The organism is Leucobacter alluvii, assembly GCF_039530485.1.
GTDB lineage: Bacteria > Actinomycetota > Actinomycetes > Actinomycetales > Microbacteriaceae > Leucobacter > Leucobacter alluvii.
In genome coordinates, this window is sequence record NZ_BAAAOP010000009.1 from 37,487 (window position 1) to 56,072 (window position 18,586).

Here is an 18,586-nt window from a genome sequence, read left to right on the forward strand (position 1 = left end):
GTAATTCTCCACAGTGCCGCTACAGTCCTGTGCACAACCATCCCGAGAGCCGCTCAGGGAAGCGCGCACCAACCCTCAAGAACGCCGTGATTCCGCGGAAGCATCGACCATCCACAGTGTGAATCACACCCGTGTAGTTATCCACAGGCGCGGCGCAGCGCTACAGGATCCCGCACTCCATCGCGCGCGTCACCGCTCGCGTGCGATCCGACACGCCCAGCTTCTCGAACGCTCGCAGCAGGTGAGTCTTCACCGTCGACTCGCCGATGAACAGCCGCCCCGCGATCTCCGGGTTGCTCATCCCATCCCCGACCAACCGCAGAATCTCGACCTCCCGAGGAGTGAGCCGCGGGCCCCGCTCCGCGCGATCCTCAGGGCCGGCGTGAGCCCGAGCGACCAGCTGCGCGGCGATCGACGGCGCGAGCACGGTCTGCCCGGCGGCAACCGCGCGCACACCGGCCGCCAGCTCGTCTGCGGGCGCAGCCTTGACGAGATACCCGTTCGCCCCGGCCTCGATGGCGGCGAGGATCTGATCATCCTCCTCGTACGTCGTGAAGACGAGCACGCGCGGAGGCGACGCCGTGAGGCGGGTGAGTCGTCGGGTGGCCTCGACGCCGCCCATTCCCGGCATCCGGAGATCCATGAGCACGACGTCCGGACGCGCGGCCGACACCAGGTCGAGCGCGGCTTCCCCGGAAGCCGCCTCGCCGACCACCTCGAAATCAGGCTCGGTCGCAAGCAGACCCGCGATACCAGCACGCACGATCGGGTGATCGTCCACGACCAGAATGCGCACCATCAACGAACTCCTTCTCGCTCGTGACCGGGCGCGGCCGCCGCAACGGTCGCCGGCAGTCGCACCTCCAGGCGCGCACCGCACCCCGGCCGATCGCCGAACCGCACCTCACCGCCCACTCCTCGGATGCGGTCGGCAAGGCCCGACAGGCCGTACCCGCCGACAGAGGCCCCGCCGCCCGCGGCTTCCGGCCCCACCCCGTCGTCATCGACTCGGAGGACGACGGATCCGTCATCACCGCGCACCAGCATCACCGAGATCCTCGTCGCCTGCGCATGCTTGCGCGCATTCGCCAGGCCCTCCTGAGTCGCCCGCAGCAGCATCACCTGCCGCTCGCGGTCCAGCTGCAACGACTCGAGCTCGCACGTCACCAGCAGCCCCGTATCCTCCCTGAGGCGGGTCACCGTCCGCTCGATCGATGCCTCCAGGCCGCCGTCGCCGAGCGGTTGGGTCGTCGCAACCAGCACCCTCGCCTCCTGCAACGACTCTCGGGCCGCTGAGCGCACCCGTTCGAGCCGTTCCCGCGCGGCAGCGGCATCACCTGCGGCGAGCGCGCGATCCACCTGCTCGCTCAGCATCACGAGACCGGTGAGCGTCTGCGTGAGCGTATCGTGCAGGTCGCGCGAGATCCGCTCCCGCTCGGCAGAGGCACCGGCGGCCTCCGAGAGCGCGGCCACTTCGTGCTGCGAGCGCCGCAGCGCCTCCGCGAGTTCGCGGTGACGCTCCCCCTGCGCGTGAATGCCCGTGATCCACGTTCCCATGACCAGCGCGAAGACGAGCGAGAGGGCCGAGACGGCGAACGCACCCCAGAAGCCGCCGGCGCGACCGAAAGGATCACCCGGGCCGACGAAACCGATGCACACCGCCACCGCGAGTGCCGCACTCCACGCGACCGCTTCGCGATAGCGGCGCGCGACCGTCCAGACCAGCGGATACCCGATGGTCTGGAGCGTGGCGTACGAGGTCACCCCGAACGTCGCAACCCCCACCAGCAGCACCAGCCCGACCAGGAAGAGCGCATCGGCAGCGGTCGCAGGCAGATCGCGCACGGCTCGAAGCATCACGCGCCGCCCGACCGCGAGATACCAGAGCGCGAGCGCCGCCAGCGGCGCGAAGGTCCAGGCCACCCGATACGGCGCCGCGGGCGCACCGTCGAACTGCAGCTCGCGACCGCCGACGATGGCCATCGCGACGAGGGTGACCACGACGCCGGCATCCCACCAGCGCAGCGGAAAGCGCCCCGACGCGATCCCCGGAGTCTCCAGCTGACTCATGGCATCACTCTCTCACGACCGCCGCTCACCCCGCGCTCCGCTCCGTGGGCTGCCGCCGTGGGCGGCACCAGCGGCGGTCGCGAATGCTCACGCATTCGCCTATGACCGCCGCTCACCCCGCGCTCCGCTCCGTGGGCTGCCGCCGTGGGCGGCACCAGCGGCGGTCGCGAATGCTCACGCATTCGCCTATGACCGCCGCTGCCATCTGAACGTGAGGAGGCTGAGCGCGAGGCCCGCTGCGAGCCAGGCCACCAGATTCAGGGCGACGAGACCGAGATCCCACGACTCCCCGAGCTCCTGCAATTGGAAATGATCGGGCAGGAACACCGAGCGCATCCCCTGCGCCAACCACTTCAACGGGAACAGGCTCGCCAGCTGCTGCAACCACTCCGGCAGCATCGAGAACTGCAGGTACACGCCCGAGATGAACTGCAGCAGCAGCACCACCGGCAGGATCACCGCTGTCGCACTGCGCGACGAGCGGGGCAGCGCCGAGAGCGCGACGCCGAGGAGGGCCATCGCGATGATCCCGAGCCCGAACAGCCAGGCCAATCGCCCCCACAGCTCCGGCTCCGTCGGAAGCTCCACCTGGAAGGCGACCACGGCGAACGCGATGAGCAGCAGCAGCTGAGCGAGGGCGGTCACGAGGATCATGCCGATCTTGCCGATGAAATAGCTCACCGGCGACAGCGGAGTGCCGCCCAAGCGCCGCAACCATCCGTCGCTCCGCTCGCGGGCGATATCGGTGGCGAGATTCTGCACTCCGATGAGGAGCAATCCTGCAGCGGCCATGCCGGGGAGGTAGTAGGCGGCCATCGTCACGCCCCCGGTGCCGTCTGCCCGCGCACCGACCTCGCCGGACGTCTGAAAGGCGACCCCGAAGATGCCCAGCATCACGAGCGGGAAGAGGAACGTGAAGAAGACGGCATCGGGCGTGCGGAAGTAACCGCGCAATTCGAATCCGATGTTGTTCCACCCCGAGCGGAGGATCCCGGGGAGCCGGCGTGCGACGCCGTTCGAGTGGGGCCCCGAGTCTTCCGTTCCTGCCGCTCGCGCTGGCCCTGCCACCTGAGCGGGACCCGCCCCCCGTTTCGCATCGTTCGTCGTCATCGTTCCGCTCCGTTCGCGCCGATCAGGTTCAAATAGATGTCTTCGAGTGCCGGGCGTCGCACTTCGAGCTCGGCCGGCCCGGTCGGGATGCCGATCTCTCGTGCCTCGTGCATCAACCGTTCGACGACCACACCGGGCACAGCGGTGCGCTCCTCGTGACGCACCCCCGCGGCGTCGCGCCAGCTGACCACCGGGGTGCGAGCCTCGGCGCCGCCGAGCAATTCGGGCGTCGCCTCGGCGACGATCCTCCCGCCGGAGAGCACGCCAACGCGATCGGCCAGGTACTCCGCCTCGTCGAGATAGTGGGTGGTGAGCAGCACCGCAGCGCCCTCACCCGTCAGGCCGTCGAGCATCGCCCAGAAGTGACGCCTCGCTTCGGGATCGAAACCGGTGGTCGGCTCATCGAGGAAGACGAGCTCCGGCCGCCCGATGATGCCGAGTGCGACATCGAGCCGCCGCTGCTGTCCGCCCGAGAGCTTCGTCGCCCGCGTCTTCGCCTGCTCCGTGAGTCCGACGAGATCGAGCACCTCGTCGACGCCGCGAGGGTTCGGGTAGAGCGTCGCGAAGTGCGCGATCAGCTCGCGCGGGGTGTAGGGGCCGGCGTCCCCGGTCGACTGCGCCACGATGCCGATCCTCGACTTCCACGCGCGCGGCGCCGAGAGGGGGTGCTCGCCGAGCACCGAGATGTCGCCGCTCGTCGCTCGTCGCACGCCTTCGAGCACCTCGATGGCCGTGCTCTTACCCGCGCCGTTCGGCCCGAGCAGCGCATACGTCTCGCCTCGGGCGATGTCGAGGTCGACGCCGTCGAGCACCCGTCGCGATCCGTACTGCTTCGTGAGCCCGCGCACCGAAACGGCTGCGGAGCTGAGTGTGCTGTTCATGTTTCCAGACTGCCCGGTGCCGAAGCGGCGGGGAACGACCGGGTGGGTGAACCTGCAGTCCACCGATCGGAGGACCCGCGCCGGGTTCCGCGTGGGGTCCGCGCTCCCGCCGCGGGCTCGCCGAGCGTAGGCTGGAGCGATGAGCCAGCACGCCGCATCGCCAGAAGCAGCCACCGCGCCAGTCTCCCGCGCGTTCGCCTCCGACAACTGGTCGGGCGCGCATCCAGAGGTGATCGAGGCGCTCGCGCTCGCGAACACGGGCCACGTCCCCGCGTACGGCGGCGACCCGGTCACGGCCCGCTTCCAAGAGGTGGCTCGGGAGCTGTTCGGCGCCGAGGCGGAAGCGTTCCCCGTCTTCAACGGCACCGGCGCGAACGTGCTCGCACTGCAGGCCGCGCTCCCCCGCTGGGGCGCCGTCATCTGCGCTCGCACCGCGCACATCAATACCGACGAGGCGGGCGCCCCGGAGAAGACCGGCGGTCTCAAGCTCTTCGGCATCGAGACGCCCGACGGCAAGCTCACCCCCGAACTCGTGGCTCGCGAGGCGTGGGGCTTCGGCAGCGAGCACCGGTCTCAGGCGGGCGCGGTGTCGATCTCGCAAGTGACCGAGCTCGGCACCGTCTACACCCCTCATGAGATCCGCGCCCTCGCGGATCAGGCGCACGAACTCGGCTTGGTGCTGCACGTCGACGGATCCCGGCTCGGCAATGCGGCAGCGCACCTCGGCGCGTCGCTGCGCGAGCTCACCACTGACGTCGGCGTCGACCTGCTGAGCCTGGGCGGCACGAAGAACGGCCTGTTGGGTGCGGAGGCCGTCGTCGTGCTGCGGCCGGAAGCTGCTGACGGGATCCGCTATCTGCGCAAGATCGACCTGCAGCTCGCCTCGAAGATGCGCTTCATCTCAGCGCAGCTCGTTGCACTGTACGAGGGCGACCTGTGGCTGCGCTCCGCAACGCGTGCGAACGAACTCGCGCAGCGCCTGGCGTCGGGCGTGCGCGCCCTCGGAGAAACCGTGCCCGGGGTCAGGATCGCCCACCCCGTCGAGTCCAACGCCGTATTCGTCGAGCTGCCCGCCGAGGCCGCAACGCGGGCCCAGTCCGCGTTCGTGTTCGGCGCGTGGCCGACGCAGCCCGGGCTCTACCGCCTGATGTGCGCGTTCGACACGACCGAGGCGGACGTCGACGCACTGCTGGCCGCGCTCGCCGGCTGACCCGCTCAGCCCGCGAGCGGCCGCCGGGGCGACAGCCGCGCCAGGGCGAATGACAGCACCAGGGCTGCGACGACACCGATGATCGGAGGAATCCCGATCCCGAATTCGCCGGCGAACCAGGCGAGCGCGCACGAGATCGCGTAGACGCCCAGGTTGACCCAGTTCGCGCGCGGCAGCGCCTCCCCCTCTGGCATCTGGGTGCGCCGCCACCGAGCGAGGTAATCGCCGATGATGACGCCGCCGAGGGGCGGGATGAACGTGCCGAGCAGCCCGAGGTACTGGGGCAGGTGCTCGTTGACGCCGAAGAGCGCGAGCACGGTGCCGATGATCGAGCCGATGATCACGAACCGGGTCTTGCTGGGCTTCTCGAAGAGCTCGGCACCGGCGACGCCGAATGAGTACGCCGCGTCGGCATTCGACTTCCAGAGGTTGCCGAAGAGCAGGAAGAGCCCCCAGCCGACGAGGCCGAGGTTGAAGAGCACGAGCACGAAGTCGCCTTCGCCGAACGTGATCGCGCCGACCGCGCCGAAGAAGATCATCAGCCCGTTGCCGACCAAGAATCCGATGACGCAGGCGAGCACCGCCTGGCGGCCCGTGCGCCCGAAGCGCGTCCAGTTGGGCGCCTGCGTGCCAGCGGAGACGAACGTTCCGACGACCGTGGTGACGGCGACCGGGATCGGCATCGACATCGACGCATCCGGCTGCACGGCGGCGAGACCGGCCCAGCCGCCCACCTCTTCGAGCGACCGGAACATCACCCAGAACGCGAGGATGAGGATCAGCGGAGTCGAGATCAGCGATACCCAGTACATGCCGCGGTAGCCGTAGACGGCGGTCGCGCACATGAGCGCGCTCACCACCACCATGACCGCGGCTTTCGCGGCGAAGCTCTCCCACCCGAACGCCTGCGCGGTGAGCTCGCCGATCGTGCCGATCACGACGCCGTACCAGCCGATCTGCGTGCCGCCGAGCAGGATCGATGCGAGCTTCGAGCCGCGGCTGCCGAGCGTGTACCGGGCCATCACCACCGTGGTGAGTCCGGTGCGCGCACCGATCCATCCGAGCACCGCGACGTATGCGCCGAGCACGGCGGAGCCGAGCAGGATGACGACGAGCAGATCGTTGAGCGCGAACGACTGCCCGAGCGCGGCGCCCGCGAGCATAGTCGGTGTGAAGATGGTGAAGCCGAGCAGCACCACCATGAGCGAGAAGAATCCCTTGCGTGCGTGCTGCGGCACGGGGGTGACCGGGTAGTCCCGGTCGATGACCGTCTCGGTCTCGGGTGCTGCGCTCACTCGCCGACCCGGGCGCCGCCGGCGAGCTCGTCGGTCTCGATGCCGATGTCTTCGGCCCAGATCTCGGGGCGTTCGCGCATCATGCGATCCATCAGGTCAATGCAGGTCGCGTCGTCGGCGATCACGAGTTCCGTGCCGTTGCTCGCGAGCCACGCCTCGGAGGCTTCGAAGCTGCGGTGCTCGCCGATGACGATGCGCGGGATCTCGTACAGGATCGCCGTGCCGGCGCACATGGTGCACGGCGAGAGCGTCGTGTAGAGGGTGCACTCCCGGTAGACGCTCGCCGGGAGGCGACCCGCGCTCTCGAGGCAGTCGGTCTCGCCGTGGCGGATCACGCTGCCCATCTGCACACGTCGGTTTCGGCCGACGGCGAGCACCTCGGGTCCGTCGGCGCCGTGGCGCACGAGGGCGGCGCCGATGGGCACCCCGCCTTCGTCCCAGCCCAGCTGCGCCTGTTCGATGGCGAGGTCGAGATACGTTCGGTCTTGAGCGGAGATCGGCATGACTGCAATCGTATCGCCGTGCGAGCGCTGCGGCGTTCCTCGCGGCGTTCCTGACCCGGCGCCACATGTTCGGTGAGAGATCCGGCTTCGGTGGGACGACTCGTCGTCCGAGCGTCCCACCGAAGCCGGACCTCTCACGGAGACCGCGCCCGAGCGCCTACGCCCCGACCGACTGCCGATCGGCCGCCTCGGCCGCCTTCGCGCGGCGCCGACCGACGATCCGCCCCCGCACCGCGAAGACGAGCACGAGCAGCAGCAGTCCGTACAGCGCCATCGTGATCGGCCCGCTCACCAGCACCGAGAAATCGCCGTTCGCGCTCATCGCGGCGTCGCGCAGGCTCGTCTCCGCGAGCGGCCCGAGCACCATGCCGATGATCAGCGGTGCGATCGGGAAGTCGAGCGCCCGCATCAGGAATCCGACGAATCCGATGCCGAGCAGCAGGAACAGGTCGAAGATGGAGCCCGACGTGGCATAGATTCCGAGGGCGCAGAAGACCGTGATTCCGGCATACAGGTACGGCCGCGGGATCAGCAGCAGCTTCGCCCACAGCATCGCGAACGGCAGGTTCAGGATGAGCAGCACGATCATCGCGATGAAGAAGCTCGCGAGCAGCACCCACACCAGGTCCGGGGCGCGCTCGAAGAGCAGCGGGCCCGGCTGCAGGCCGTACTGGCGGAAGGCGGCGAGCATGATCGCGGCGGTCGCCGAGATCGGGAGACCGAGTGCGAGCAGGGCGCCCATCGCCATGCCCGTCGTCGAGTTGCCGGCAGCCTCGGGGGCGGCGAGACCGCGGATCGCACCGGTGCCGAAGCGGGGCGTCTTGCGACGCGCGTCGAGCCGCTTCTCGAGACCGTAGGCGAGAAAGGTCGGGATCTCCGAGCCGCCGGCCGGCACCACGCCGAACGGGACGCCGATGACGGTGCCGCGCAGCCACGCCGGCATCGCCTCACGGAACTCCGCCTTCGACAGCCACGGGCGCCCCTTCGGCTTGATGATCGCCTTGTCGTTCATGTGCCGTTCGAGGCATGCGACGTAGATGACCTCGCCGAGCGCGAGCACCGCGACGGTGACGGTGACCAGCGAGATGCCGTCGAACAGGAACGGGGAGTCGAGGGTGAAGCGCGGTGCGCCAGAGGCGCCGTCGATCCCGATCACCGCGATGCCCAGACCGATGAAGAGCGCTGCGAGTCCCTTCACCGCGTTATCGGTGACCACCGAGGAGGTTGCGACGAACGCGAAGACCGCGAGCGCGAAGAACTCGGCGGGGCCGAAGCTCGAGGAGAAGTCGGCGAGCGCCGGCGCGAGGAACACGACGAGGATCGACGCGATGAACCCGCCGACGAAGGCGCCGATCGCAGCGGTCGCGAGCGCCTGCGCGGCCTTGCCGTTCAACGCCATCTTGTGGCCCTCGAACGTCGAGGCGATCGCCGAGGCCTGGCCCGGCGTGTTCATGAGAATGCCCATCGTCGAGTCCCCGAAGAGCCCGCCGAAGTAGACGCCGGCAAACATGATGAAGGCGGCCGTGGGCTCGAGCGAGAACGTGACCGGCAGCAGCAGCGCCACCGCCATCGACGAGCCGAGGCCCGGCATGACGCCGACGGCGGTGCCGAGGAGGCAGCCGACGAGCACCCAGACGAGGTTCTGCCAGGTGAGGGCTCCGGCGAAGCCCTCCATCAGGAGCTGGAGTGATTCCATGGTCAGAACCCCCCGCCCAGAATGCCCGAGGGCAGCGACATGCCGAGCGCCATGTCGAACGCGATGTAGGCGAGCGAGCTCACGGTGAAGCCCGTCACGAGACTCGCGATCGGCTTCTGAGAGCCGAAGCCGCGTGCGACGCACCAGAAGAGCAGGCCGGCCGCGATGACCCACCCGAGCACGTCGAGCAGGAGGGCGAACGCGGCGAACGATCCGATCACCCAGGCGAGGGACCGCCAGTCGATCTTGACCGCGCGCGCTCCATCACGCGCAGCTCCATCGCCCGTCGCTCCGTCGCGCTCCGCCAGCGCGTCGTGCTCCGAGCTGAGCAGTTCGAAGTCATCGACCTGGCGAGTCGCAGCCGTACGTGCGGCGCTGTCGGCGCGAAGCTGCCTCGCCGCCGCGAGAATGAGCAGGATCGCGAAGAGCACGAGCCCGCCGGCGATGATCGCTGGGAAGAAGCGCGGGCCGGGGAATGCGGTGCCCTCGGGAACGCGCATGGTGAGCATGCCGAAGCCGAGATAGGCGGCGAATGCCAGCAGCAGCACCGGCATGATCAGATGCTTGAGCCAGGCGGTCGTGCGCGGGCTCCCGGTCGAGAAGCGAATCTCCTCGCCGACGACCGCGGACATCGCGGTCGGGTTGCTGGTCGGCGTCATTGCCCCATCTCCTCATACAGGCGAGCGATCCGATCCCGTTCCTCCGCGAGGAACGCATCCAGGTCGTCGCCAGTGATCACCTGTTCGGTCCAGTGGTAGCGCTCGACGGCGGCTGCCCACTCGGGCGTCGCCAGCGTGTCAGCGACGAGTTCGCCGAGCCCGGAGGTCTCTTCCTCGGTGAGCCCCGCCGGTGCCGCGAGCATGCGCCAGTTCGCGAGCGTGATGTCGTAGCCCTGCTCGCGCGCCGTCGGGATGTCGATTCCCTCGATGGGCTCCTCGGCGACGATCGCGAGCGCCCGAAGCCTGCCCGACTCGATCTGGTCGATGTTGTCGGGGTAGCCCCCGGTTGCGGCCTGGGCCGTGCCGTTCAGCAGCGCGGCGACGGCCTCGCCGCCGCCGTCCGAGGAGATGTACGTCGTCTCGGTGGGCTCGATCCCCGCGGCGAGCGCGAGATCGGTGACGACGAGCTGATCGAACGAGCCGCCTCCCGTCCAGGGAATCGACTTCGGGTCGTCGCGCCAGGCCTCGACGAGGTCGTCCAGAGTCTCATAGGGCGAGTCGGCCGGCACGACGATGACGTCGTACTCCTCGAACACGACGGCGAGGGAGGTGACGTCGTCGAGCGTCGCATCCGAGCCGTACTGGATGGTGGCGGCGAGCAGCCCGGTGCCTCCCACCAGCATCGTGTTCGCCTCCCCCTCGAGCGTCGACAGGTTGCCCAGGGCGATCGTGCCCCCGGCTCCCGGCATGTTGACGACCTGCACATTGGTGCTCAGGCCGTTCGCACGCTGCGCCTGCTGCATCTCGCGCGCGACCGTGTCCCAGCCGCCACCCGCTGCAGCCGGGGCGACGATGGTCAATGACGAGTGGATGTCGCTGCCGGCCGACGCGGAGCTGATCGATCCGAATGCGGCCACGCCGACGGCGCACGCGGCGATCGCGCCGCCGATGACGCGCAGCACCGTGCGGCGCACGTTTCGTTGCGGTGTATCTGTCATGTTCACTCCTTCGTGCGGACGCCGTTGTGCCGCACTGACGCCTATAAGATGTCAACCATTTCCCGTGCGCGCCCGCTCCACGCGATTTGTGCTCATAAATGCTCACGGTGATCGCAGCGGCGCGATCCGGGGCTCGCACCGCCGCGCGGATCCGGGGCGGGCGAGGAAGCGGAAGGCGACGGTTGTGACAGGAGGTGCTGCGATGCCGCACTGGTCGACGTCGCGCTTCGCGCGGCTCGCGATCCTGCTGCTCCCGACCCTGCTCGTCCTGGCGAGCGTCGGGGTCACCACGAGCATCGCCGTCTCAGTGCAGGAGTCGAGCATTCGCGAGGCCACCGGGGAGCGGGTGCGCGACGTCGCGACCAGCCTGGCGCAGCTGGACCAGGTGCGCTCGGTACTCGAACGCACGGGTGACGACGTCGGCGATGCAACGCGCGAACTGCAGCCACTGGCAGACGTCGTCGAGCAGGCGGCCGGCGTCGACTACCTGGTCATCACCGACGATCGGGGCATCCGGATCACGCACCCCACCCCCGCGCTGCGCGGCGGGCACGTGTCGACCTCGATCGACGACGTGCTCGCCGGGCAGGAGTTCCTGGGCACCGAACGCGGCACCATCGGCACCACGCTGCGAGCGAAGGTACCGGTCCGCGACGATGCTGGCGCTGTGATCGGCTCCCTCTCCGTCGGCATTCTCGAGTCGCGCATATCGGCCGATTTCGAGGGGGCGCTCCGCCAGCTGCTGCCCTGGGCTCTCGGCGCCCTGCTCATCGGCACGCTCGCGAGCTCCGCACTCGCGGCGCTCCTCGAGCGACGATTCCGCCGCCTCGATGCGCTTGCCACGGAGGCGGAGAGCATGCGGCGAACGTCCGCCGCCCTGCGGGAGCAGACCCACGAGTTCCACACGCGACTCCACGTCATCCACGGGCTCGTCTCCCACGGCGATACGACGGAGGCGCTCGCGTACATCGCCAGCGCGGCCCCCATCGACGAGAGCGATGGTCCCGCCGAGGTCCACCACCCGTTGCTGCGCGCGACGCTCGACGCCTTGCGGGCGGAGCTCGGAGGGCTCGGAGCCGTGCTCGAGACGGCCATCGACGTCGAGCGGGATGTCGACGAGGACGTGACCCTGGTGCTGGCGAATCTCTGCCGCAATGCGGGCGAAGCGGGCGCGACTCGGGTGCGCTGCGCACTCATCGAGGCCGACGGCGTGCTGCACGGCGAGGTCGCCGACGACGGACCGGGAATCGCGGCGCCGACCGCTCACCGGGTGTTCGCGCGCGGCTTCTCCTCGAAGGGCGACGCCACGGGGTTCGGGCGCGGCATCGGGCTCGACCTCGTGCGACGCGTCATCGCCGACCGGCACGGCACCGTGGAGGTCGGGCGATCCGATCTGGGCGGCGCCCGGTTCCGCTTCGAGCTCGAGGCGCGCACATGAGCCCGTCTGATCCGGCCCCCATTCGCGTGCTCGTCGTCGACGACGATGCCGGCGCGCGCAAGCTGCACGGGCACTACGTGTCGCGGGCCCCAGGGTTCGCGGTGACGGCGACGGTCGGCACGGGTCGCGCGGCCGTGCAGCACAGCTTGCGCGGTGACGTGGATCTCGTGCTCCTCGACATGCGTCTGCCCGACGTCAGCGGCATCGACGTGCTGAACCGATTGCGCACGGTGCGGGAGGCCTCTCCCGACGTACTCGTGATCAGTTCGTCGCGCGATCAGGTGACCGTGCGGCAGGCGCTCGCGGCGCGCGTCATCGGGTATCTGGTCAAGCCGTTCACGGAGCAGGCCCTGCATGCGCGCCTCGCGAGCTACCGAGACGAACGCCGGGATGCCGCAGCCGCCGCGCGGGAGATGACCCTCGGGCAGGGGGAGATCGATCGCCTGCAGTCGACCGGGCGGATCGACCTCCGCGCACCGGCGCGCGCTGAGCGGGATCAGGCCGATGCCGCGTTGCCGAAGGGCATCTCCGAGGTGACCCTGTCGGCGGTGCTCTCCGCGCTCGATCCCGTGGCTCCGCTCTCCGCGGTCGAGCTCGCGCAACGGTGCGAGATCTCCCGCGCCACCGCGAGACGCTATCTGGATCATCTGGTCGAGACCGGTGCGATCGACCTCGCGCACCGCTACGGCAAGCGGGGGCGCCCCGAGGTGCTCTACCGCCTGGTGCCGCCGCCCGCCGGTTAGCCCTCTCCCGAGCTCTGGCCTCAGGCGCCGATGCCGCCGAAGGCGATGCGCGCCGCGATCACCAGCATCGTGACAGCCACTACGGAGTCGAGGATGCGCCACGATCGAGGGGTCTCGAAGAAGCGCGTGAGCGCTCGTGCGCCGTACCCGAGGAGGAAGAACCAGCACAGGCTCGCGAGGGCCCCGCCCAGCACGAACCACCAGCGATCCGGATCCCCCTGCGCGTTCCCCAGCGACCCCATCAGCACCATCGTGTCGAGGTACACGTGCGGGTTGAGCAGCGTGATCGCCAGGCAGGCCGTCACGGTCTGCCGCAGTGACGCGGCGTCGGCCTGTCCGGCGACCAGCCCGGCGGGGCGCAGGGCTCGACGCGCCGCCGACCAGGCGTACCAGAGCAGAAAGGCGACGCCGCCCCAGCGCACGATCTCGAGGAGCACCGGTGCGCGTTCGACGACGAGTCCGATCCCGGCGACTCCCAGCAACTCCAGAATCGCGTCGGCGAGTCCGCAGATGAGCACCACGGGAAGCACGTGCTCTCGCCTGATGCCCTGCCGTAAGACGAACGCGTTCTGAGCGCCGATCGCGACGATGAGCGATAGCCCGCTGCCCGCGCCGATGAGAAAAGGAATGATCACCATTCGAACGTACGCTGCGCGGGGGCGGAGGACCTCATTGAACCTGCGTGCATATCCTTCACCATCATGAATTCTGCTTAAGATCGGTGCATGGACTTCCCCGTCGAGCACCTCGCCACGTTCGCTGCGATCCTCGACGAGGGGAGCTTCGAAGGCGCGGCGCGGCGCTTGCACATCACGCCGTCGGCGATCAGCCAGCGCGTGCGCGCCATGGAGCAGCGGGTCGGAACGGTCCTGCTCCAGCGCACGCGTCCCGTCACCGTCACCGCTGCCGGAGCCGTCGCGCTGCGCGCAGCCCGTCAGGTGCAGCAGATCGCGGTCGATGTCGCTGCGGAGCTCGGCGCTGACGAGGCGACCGGCACGCTGATCCCGATCGTCGTGAACGCCGATTCGCTGGCCACGTGGTTCGTTCCGGCGCTGGCCCGAGCCTCCCGCGAAACCGGCGCCGCATTCGAGGTGATGCGCGCGGATGAGACCATCTCCACCGAGCGCTTGCGCAGCGGCGCCGCTATGGCCGCGCTCACCGCGACTTCCACCGCCGTGCCCGGATGCACCTCGACCCGCATCGGCACCGACCGGTACTTCGCCGTGGCGAGCCCCGCCTTCGCAGCGCGTCACTTCGAGGATGGCGTCACCGGGGCCGCGCTCGCCACGGCTCCGCAGTTGGAGTTCGATCGGCACGACGTGTTCCAGCAGCGATTCATCCGCCGAATCACGCGGACCGCCGTCGCACCGCCCCGCCACTTCATTCCATCATCGGCCGAGTTCGCGCACGCCATCGAACTCGGCATGGGCTGGGGCATGCTCCCCGAACTGCAGTGCGCAGCCGGGCTCGCCGACGGGCGCCTCGTCGCGCTCGGCGACCGGCCGATCCTCATGCCGCTCTTCTGGCAGCGGTGGAAACTCGACTCCCCCGTGCTCGACGACCTCTCCCGGATCATCGCCGCAGAGGCAGCGGCGGCGCTCGGGTGATCTCCGGGCCTCCCCCTAGGATGGGAGGGGCCGGGAGGAGCTGAATGTTCGGAGTGCTGCAGGGGTTCGCGCTCATTCTCGGGATCATCGGAGCCGGATACCTCACCGCTCGATTCGGAGTCGTGCAGGGCGACCAGCGCCGCGTGCTGAACAATGTGGCGTTCTTCGTCGCAACCCCGGCGCTGCTGTTCACCGTGCTCCGACAGAGCGACCCGAGCGTCATCCTGTCACCCGTGATCCTCATCACGAGTCTCGCCGCTGTCATCGTCGCGGCCGTCTTCGTCATCGCCTCCCGTCTCTGGTTCAAGCGCGACCTGGCGACGACGACACTCGGCGCGGCATGCTCGGGATACGTCAACGCGAACAATCTCGGGCTGCCGGTGGCGGTGTACATCCTGGGCGACGCCGCCTACGTGGCGCCGCTGATTCTCGTGCAGCTGCTCTGCTTCGCGCCGACCATTCTGTCGATGCTCGAGGCGACGCGCACCGGCAGACTCGTCGACGGCGCTCCCGAGGCAGAGGCGGCCGCGGCGTCCGCGCCGAGGCCTCGAGGCGCCTTCCACGGCGCCCTCGCCGCGCTCGGACGCGCGGCCTCCAATCCGATCATCATCGCGTCGGTGCTCGGCCTCATCGTCGCGCTCATCGGCCTCCCCATCCCCGAGATCGTCTCGGCCCCGCTCGAAATGCTCGGCGACGCCGCCATCCCGATGGTCCTGCTGAGCTTCGGCATCTCGCTCTACGGGCAGCGCGCCCTCCAGCGCGGCACCGGCCGCGCCGCGGTCTTCACTGCCTCCGCGCTCAAGCTGCTGCTCATGCCCGTGGTCACCTGGAGCCTCGCAACCGCTTTCGGCCTCGGCGCGCATGAGGTCTTCGTCGCCACGACCATCGCGGCACTGCCGACCGCGCAGAACGTGTACAACTACGCCGCCACCTACCGACGCGGAGAGACGATGGTGCGAGACACCGTTTTCCTCACCACATTCGCGTCGTTGCCGATCATCGCGGGCGTCGCCTGGCTCCTCGGCTGAATCGAGCAGCCGCCACGTTCGCATTCGAACCGGGAATAGTCCGCGCGCCCCCGCAGTTGCAGTCAGTCGGATACCCCGTTCGCACAACCTGAGGAGCCCCATCGTGAGCCCGCGCACCGCAATCACCAGCGCACCCGTCATCGAATCTCTCGCCGAACGCTGGAGCCCGCGCGCCTTCGACACCACGCACTCGTTCCCTGAGGGCGCTCTCCGCGGTATCCTCGAGGCCGCCCGCTGGGCGCCGAGCGCGAACAACACCCAGCCGTGGCGGTTCATCATCGCACGCAGGGGCGGTGAGATCTTCGCTCGGATCACCGAGACCCTGGTCGGGTTCAACCGCGAATGGGCGGTGAACGCTGGCGCACTCATCGTGAACGTCGCGGAGACCACCGACGCCGAGGGCAACGCTCGGCCGTGGGCGGAATACGACCTCGGACAGGCGGTCGCGCACCTCAGCGTGCAAGCGACGTCGGAGGGCCTGCACCTGCATCAGCTCGGCGGGTTCGACCGCGACGCCATCCGCGCCGCATTCGATCTGGAGGATCGTCTCGTGCCGGTCTCGATCAGCGCGATCGGCAAGCTCGGCTCAGCTGACAGCCTTCCCGAAGTGCTCCGCGAACGTGAGCTCGCCCCGCGCACGCGTCTCGATCTCGACTCGCTCGTGCTCGTCCGCGACTGACCCGCTGGCCCCGCACCTCGGTACCGGGCATCCAGCACCGAGCGGGCGTGCACCGGTTCTCGTCCGGCTTCGCCGCGCGCCGGCGCGTCAGGCTTCGGTATCGACCGCGGTCTCGCCGCCATCGAGCCGCAGGGCCTGAATGAGCTCTCCCGCGTGCACCGATGAGACGATCACCCGCGAGAAGTGGTCGAATTCGCCTTGCCAGCCGTGATCCTCTTCGGCGCCCTCGGGGTTCTCGAAGTCGATGACGACCGCTTTCCGGCCTCTGCGCACCAGCACGAAATCCCTGCCGGTGAAATTGCGCCAGGTTCCTGCCGCGAGGCGGCCGGGAATGGCGGCACCGGGAACTCGCACGCCACGCACCCAGACCCACGGGTCGTCCGTGACGATGGCCGATGTGATCGCCGACCGATCGAGCACGATGTCCCGGCGGCGCATCGCGGCGAACCGCTCGGCAGCGGTCATGCGGATCACCACGCGATCGGGGTGCACCTCGACTCGTGCCATCGGTCAGTCCAGCATGTCGCTCTGGTCGATGACCGATTCGACGGTCTCGATGAGCGCGCGCTTGAGCGCGTAGTCGGGGTGCGACGGATCGTCCGCATCTGCGGGGAGTCCGAGCTCCGCAGCGGTCTCGAGCGTGTTCACGCCGACGCACGCCACGATCGTGTCGGAGGGGAGGTCCGGGAACTGCGCCGCGACCTCTTCGGCGATCTTCGCCGAAGCGACGAGCAGCGCGTTGATGCGACCCGACTCGATGTCCTCTCGGATGTGCACGGATGCGGGCACGCCGACAGTGCGGAACGCGAGCACCTGGGTCACGTCGTGCCCGCGGTCCATGAGCCCCTCGGTGAGCACGGGAATCGCCACATCGGAACGCAGCGTGAGCACCTTCAGCACCGCGTCCGTCTCGATCTCGCTCCACTCCTCGAGCAGCGCATGCGTGCTGTTCTCTTCGCTCGGCGTCCGGGTGATGGGATATCCGGCGTCGGTGAAGGCGACGGCCGTCGCCTCTCCGACCAGAGCGACACTCGTCTCAGGAGGGATCACCGCGTTGTGGTGCTTGAGCACGTCGGCGACTGTTGAGCTCGTCGCCGTCAGCCAGTCGAACGCACCGGCCTCGAGGTCTTTCAGCGCGCTGACGAGCTTGTCTTCTTCGCTCGTGTGCGCGAAGTCGACGAGCGGTGCGATGACCGTGTGCGCACCGCGTTCACGCAGGGCTCTTGAGACCAGATCGCCCCAGGTACCGCCCCGAGGAACGAGCACCCGAAGGCCACTGAGCGGCTTCGCCTCAGCAGACATACACCCCACTCACTCGATACCAATACGAATGGCCATCGCCTGCAGCGCAGAGCTGCATACGGGCCCTTCCCGGAAATCCATTGACCCTATTCTTACCCTGCCACCGCGCCGAAGCAAAACGACGACGGTTCCCGGGGTGAACGAAATAGAACTGTGACCTGCGCGCGAATCAGGAGAAGCGTCGCGCGACCGCCGATGCGATGCCCCAGACAGCGAGGCCCGCCAGCACCGCGACGCCGGCGACTCCTGCCCCGAAGCCTGCCGGGTTGTCCCGCTTCTCCTCGGCGATCCGCACCTTCGCGTCCTCGACGGCGTCGTCGACGCGCTGGGCGTAGTTCAATCGCACCTTGAGTTGTGAGAGCGTGTCGTACAGCTCGGTTCGGGCCTGATCCGCTTCGGCGATGCCGTGGCGCTTCTCTTCGGAGCTCATCGCCAGTTCCCTTCTTCACCGACGCGCGGCATTTCGCGCGCGGAATGGTGCGTCGCGGTCGGTTCTGCGTTCACACGCACCTCACCGATCGCAGAGAGATCTCCGCCGACGCGGTCGAGCGTCTCCTCCGGCACCGGATTGCCCCGCTTGATCAGCGCGATCCCCCCCAGGATCGCGACGGCCGCGAGCAGCAGCAGCGCGGCCGCCACCACCAGTGCCGCCAGCCACCACGGCCAGACGATCGCGAGAGCGGCGATCGCCGCGATGACGAGAGCTTCGAGCATGAAGAACAGGAAGAACAGCGCGACGACGATCGCACCGGCTCCGATCCCTGCGCGCTTGGCCTTCGTGATGATCTCGCGCTTGGCGTTCTGATACTCGATCTTCGCCAGACTGACGATCTGATGCGGCAGGCGGGTCAGCAGCTCGAACGTGCCGGCCTCGTCCTTCCTTCGACTCATGCGTTCCCTCCGTCCGCCTCCGCGGACGCGTTGGTGTCCGCGGAGTCAGCCTGCGCGGAGGTCGACGAGTCACTCGGCGACTTCTTCGGGGTGCTGCTCGGCTGAGCCGGCACCGAGGATGCGTGCTGGGACGACGCGGCATGCTGCGACGAGGCGCTGCGCTGCGGAGCTGCACCGGACTGCGACGACGAGCGGCTCTGCCCCCCGACGAGGGAAGCGAAGGCGTTCTTCCCGGCGCGCAGCGCCGTGTCCTTCACGTTCTCCACGGTTCCCCGGGTCGCGTCGCGCACAGCGTCGACGCCCTGCTGCACTGATGGGGTGTTCCACACCTGCTCTGCGCCACGCTTGATCTGCTCGTAGCGCTCGCGTCCGGCACGTGAACCGAGCACGTACCCCACAGCTGCGCCGAGAACGAATGCGATCTTGCCCTTCATGATGCCTCCAGTTCGTGGCGGTTCCTGGTCTTCGCCCAGCCT

General features: G+C 69.0%; 21 protein-coding genes. 6 read left to right on the forward strand and 15 right to left on the reverse strand.

Annotated features, from left to right (window positions below):
* Positions 1–160 precede the first annotated feature (160 nt).
* From ABFX18_RS10675 to ABFX18_RS10690, 4 genes are all read right to left on the reverse strand, one after another.
* Positions 161–799, reverse strand: coding sequence for a response regulator (locus ABFX18_RS10675; RefSeq protein ID WP_090152945.1), 639 nt, complete (start codon positions 797–799; stop codon positions 161–163).
* Positions 799–2,070: a sensor histidine kinase gene (locus ABFX18_RS10680; protein ID WP_346058309.1), complete on the reverse strand. Its 1,272-nt coding sequence runs from the start codon at positions 2,068–2,070 to the stop codon at positions 799–801. The genes ABFX18_RS10675 and ABFX18_RS10680 overlap by 1 nt, the downstream gene beginning before the upstream one ends.
* A gap of 186 nt (positions 2,071–2,256) precedes the next feature.
* Positions 2,257–3,180 carry an ABC transporter permease gene (locus ABFX18_RS10685; protein ID WP_346058310.1) on the reverse strand — a complete coding sequence of 308 codons (924 nt, stop codon included), beginning with the start codon at positions 3,178–3,180 and terminating at the stop codon, positions 2,257–2,259.
* Positions 3,177–4,061: an ABC transporter ATP-binding protein gene (locus tag ABFX18_RS10690; RefSeq protein WP_090152954.1), complete on the reverse strand. Its 885-nt coding sequence runs from the start codon at positions 4,059–4,061 to the stop codon at positions 3,177–3,179. The genes ABFX18_RS10685 and ABFX18_RS10690 overlap by 4 nt, the downstream gene beginning before the upstream one ends.
* 139 nt (positions 4,062–4,200) lie before the next feature.
* On the opposite strand from ABFX18_RS10690, the gene ABFX18_RS10695 reads away from it, so the two are divergent.
* Positions 4,201–5,271 carry a threonine aldolase family protein gene (locus ABFX18_RS10695; protein WP_346058311.1) on the forward strand — a complete coding sequence of 357 codons (1,071 nt, stop codon included), beginning with the start codon at positions 4,201–4,203 and terminating at the stop codon, positions 5,269–5,271.
* 5 nt (positions 5,272–5,276) lie between these two features.
* Here ABFX18_RS10695 and codB read toward each other — a convergent pair whose 3' ends face one another.
* From codB to ABFX18_RS10720, 5 genes are all read right to left on the reverse strand, one after another.
* Complete coding sequence (gene codB / locus ABFX18_RS10700; RefSeq protein WP_346058312.1) at positions 5,277–6,566, reverse strand: cytosine permease; 1,290 nt, start codon at positions 6,564–6,566, stop codon at positions 5,277–5,279.
* Positions 6,563–7,069: a nucleoside deaminase gene (locus ABFX18_RS10705; protein ID WP_090152965.1), complete on the reverse strand. Its 507-nt coding sequence runs from the start codon at positions 7,067–7,069 to the stop codon at positions 6,563–6,565. The genes codB and ABFX18_RS10705 overlap by 4 nt, the downstream gene beginning before the upstream one ends.
* 157 nt (positions 7,070–7,226) lie before the next feature.
* Positions 7,227–8,765 (reverse strand): tripartite tricarboxylate transporter permease, encoded by a 1,539-nt coding sequence (locus ABFX18_RS10710; protein ID WP_090152967.1) that lies wholly within the window; start codon positions 8,763–8,765, stop codon positions 7,227–7,229.
* A gap of 2 nt (positions 8,766–8,767) precedes the next feature.
* Positions 8,768–9,424: a tripartite tricarboxylate transporter TctB family protein gene (locus ABFX18_RS10715; RefSeq protein ID WP_336662960.1), complete on the reverse strand. Its 657-nt coding sequence runs from the start codon at positions 9,422–9,424 to the stop codon at positions 8,768–8,770.
* Positions 9,421–10,422, reverse strand: a complete 1,002-nt coding sequence (locus ABFX18_RS10720) for a tripartite tricarboxylate transporter substrate binding protein (protein ID WP_346058313.1) — start codon at positions 10,420–10,422, stop codon at positions 9,421–9,423. Before ABFX18_RS10720 ends, ABFX18_RS10715 begins: the two co-directional genes overlap by 4 nt.
* Positions 10,423–10,624: 202 nt before the next feature.
* Here ABFX18_RS10720 and ABFX18_RS10725 point away from each other — a divergent pair, with 202 nt between their 5' ends.
* Positions 10,625–11,860 (forward strand): sensor histidine kinase, encoded by a 1,236-nt coding sequence (locus tag ABFX18_RS10725; RefSeq protein WP_346058314.1) that lies wholly within the window; start codon positions 10,625–10,627, stop codon positions 11,858–11,860.
* Positions 11,857–12,603: a response regulator gene (locus tag ABFX18_RS10730; protein ID WP_346058315.1), complete on the forward strand. Its 747-nt coding sequence runs from the start codon at positions 11,857–11,859 to the stop codon at positions 12,601–12,603. The genes ABFX18_RS10725 and ABFX18_RS10730 overlap by 4 nt, the downstream gene beginning before the upstream one ends.
* Before the next feature lie 20 nt (positions 12,604–12,623).
* Here the strand turns inward: ABFX18_RS10730 and ABFX18_RS10735 are convergent, their stop codons facing one another.
* Entirely contained in the window at positions 12,624–13,241 is a 618-nt protein-coding gene (locus ABFX18_RS10735; RefSeq protein WP_090152989.1) for a LysE/ArgO family amino acid transporter, read from the reverse strand.
* A gap of 87 nt (positions 13,242–13,328) precedes the next feature.
* Here ABFX18_RS10735 and ABFX18_RS10740 point away from each other — a divergent pair, with 87 nt between their 5' ends.
* The 3 genes from ABFX18_RS10740 (at position 13,329) to ABFX18_RS10750 (ending at position 15,917) form a co-directional block, all read left to right on the forward strand.
* Positions 13,329–14,210, forward strand: coding sequence for an ArgP/LysG family DNA-binding transcriptional regulator (locus ABFX18_RS10740; RefSeq protein WP_090152993.1), 882 nt, complete (start codon positions 13,329–13,331; stop codon positions 14,208–14,210).
* Positions 14,211–14,254: 44 nt separating this feature from the next.
* Positions 14,255–15,238, forward strand: a complete 984-nt coding sequence (locus ABFX18_RS10745) for an AEC family transporter (protein WP_211649529.1) — start codon at positions 14,255–14,257, stop codon at positions 15,236–15,238.
* Between the two features lie 103 nt (positions 15,239–15,341).
* Positions 15,342–15,917 carry a nitroreductase family protein gene (locus ABFX18_RS10750; protein WP_211649530.1) on the forward strand — a complete coding sequence of 192 codons (576 nt, stop codon included), beginning with the start codon at positions 15,342–15,344 and terminating at the stop codon, positions 15,915–15,917.
* A gap of 87 nt (positions 15,918–16,004) precedes the next feature.
* Here ABFX18_RS10750 and ABFX18_RS10755 read toward each other — a convergent pair whose 3' ends face one another.
* The 5 genes from ABFX18_RS10755 to ABFX18_RS10775 all read right to left on the reverse strand — a co-directional run bounded on the left by ABFX18_RS10755 (position 16,005) and on the right by ABFX18_RS10775 (position 18,544).
* The gene (locus ABFX18_RS10755) at positions 16,005–16,424 is read right to left on the reverse strand and encodes a hypothetical protein (protein WP_090153001.1); all 420 of its coding nucleotides are present in this window, start codon (positions 16,422–16,424) and stop codon (positions 16,005–16,007) included.
* Between the two features lie 3 nt (positions 16,425–16,427).
* Positions 16,428–17,219, reverse strand: coding sequence for a uroporphyrinogen-III synthase (locus ABFX18_RS10760; RefSeq protein ID WP_090153005.1), 792 nt, complete (start codon positions 17,217–17,219; stop codon positions 16,428–16,430).
* Positions 17,220–17,388: 169 nt separating this feature from the next.
* A complete protein-coding gene (locus tag ABFX18_RS10765; RefSeq protein ID WP_090153010.1) occupies positions 17,389–17,649 on the reverse strand; it encodes a DUF3618 domain-containing protein in 261 nt (86 codons plus the stop codon).
* The gene (locus ABFX18_RS10770) at positions 17,646–18,110 is read right to left on the reverse strand and encodes a phage holin family protein (RefSeq protein WP_200331955.1); all 465 of its coding nucleotides are present in this window, start codon (positions 18,108–18,110) and stop codon (positions 17,646–17,648) included. The genes ABFX18_RS10765 and ABFX18_RS10770 overlap by 4 nt, the downstream gene beginning before the upstream one ends.
* A complete protein-coding gene (locus ABFX18_RS10775) occupies positions 18,107–18,544 on the reverse strand; it encodes a YtxH domain-containing protein (RefSeq protein WP_090153019.1) in 438 nt (145 codons plus the stop codon). Before ABFX18_RS10775 ends, ABFX18_RS10770 begins: the two co-directional genes overlap by 4 nt.
* Positions 18,545–18,586: the final 42 nt, after the last annotated feature.

Bases quoted from the DNA above. Each gene is read 5' to 3' on its own strand.
- ABFX18_RS10745 (WP_211649529.1), top strand. From the start codon at position 14,255: ATGTTCGGAGTGCTGCAGGGGTTCGCGCTCATTCTCGGGATCATCGGA.
- ABFX18_RS10775 (WP_090153019.1), bottom strand. From the start codon at position 18,544: ATGAAGGGCAAGATCGCATTCGTTCTCGGCGCAGCTGTGGGGTACGTG.
- ABFX18_RS10690 (WP_090152954.1), bottom strand. From the start codon at position 4,061: ATGAACAGCACACTCAGCTCCGCAGCCGTTTCGGTGCGCGGGCTCACG.
- ABFX18_RS10710 (WP_090152967.1), bottom strand. From the start codon at position 8,765: ATGGAATCACTCCAGCTCCTGATGGAGGGCTTCGCCGGAGCCCTCACC.
- ABFX18_RS10770 (WP_200331955.1), bottom strand. From the start codon at position 18,110: ATGAGTCGAAGGAAGGACGAGGCCGGCACGTTCGAGCTGCTGACCCGC.
- ABFX18_RS10705 (WP_090152965.1), bottom strand. From the start codon at position 7,069: ATGCCGATCTCCGCTCAAGACCGAACGTATCTCGACCTCGCCATCGAA.
- ABFX18_RS10685 (WP_346058310.1), bottom strand. From the start codon at position 3,180: ATGACGACGAACGATGCGAAACGGGGGGCGGGTCCCGCTCAGGTGGCA.
- ABFX18_RS10675 (WP_090152945.1), bottom strand. From the start codon at position 799: ATGGTGCGCATTCTGGTCGTGGACGATCACCCGATCGTGCGTGCTGGT.
- ABFX18_RS10755 (WP_090153001.1), bottom strand. From the start codon at position 16,424: ATGGCACGAGTCGAGGTGCACCCCGATCGCGTGGTGATCCGCATGACC.
- ABFX18_RS10720 (WP_346058313.1), bottom strand. From the start codon at position 10,422: ATGACAGATACACCGCAACGAAACGTGCGCCGCACGGTGCTGCGCGTC.
- ABFX18_RS10735 (WP_090152989.1), bottom strand. From the start codon at position 13,241: ATGGTGATCATTCCTTTTCTCATCGGCGCGGGCAGCGGGCTATCGCTC.
- ABFX18_RS10680 (WP_346058309.1), bottom strand. From the start codon at position 2,070: ATGAGTCAGCTGGAGACTCCGGGGATCGCGTCGGGGCGCTTTCCGCTG.
- ABFX18_RS10725 (WP_346058314.1), top strand. From the start codon at position 10,625: ATGCCGCACTGGTCGACGTCGCGCTTCGCGCGGCTCGCGATCCTGCTG.
- ABFX18_RS10765 (WP_090153010.1), bottom strand. From the start codon at position 17,649: ATGAGCTCCGAAGAGAAGCGCCACGGCATCGCCGAAGCGGATCAGGCC.
- ABFX18_RS10740 (WP_090152993.1), top strand. From the start codon at position 13,329: ATGGACTTCCCCGTCGAGCACCTCGCCACGTTCGCTGCGATCCTCGAC.
- ABFX18_RS10715 (WP_336662960.1), bottom strand. From the start codon at position 9,424: ATGACGCCGACCAGCAACCCGACCGCGATGTCCGCGGTCGTCGGCGAG.
- ABFX18_RS10695 (WP_346058311.1), top strand. From the start codon at position 4,201: ATGAGCCAGCACGCCGCATCGCCAGAAGCAGCCACCGCGCCAGTCTCC.
- ABFX18_RS10760 (WP_090153005.1), bottom strand. From the start codon at position 17,219: ATGTCTGCTGAGGCGAAGCCGCTCAGTGGCCTTCGGGTGCTCGTTCCT.
- ABFX18_RS10730 (WP_346058315.1), top strand. From the start codon at position 11,857: ATGAGCCCGTCTGATCCGGCCCCCATTCGCGTGCTCGTCGTCGACGAC.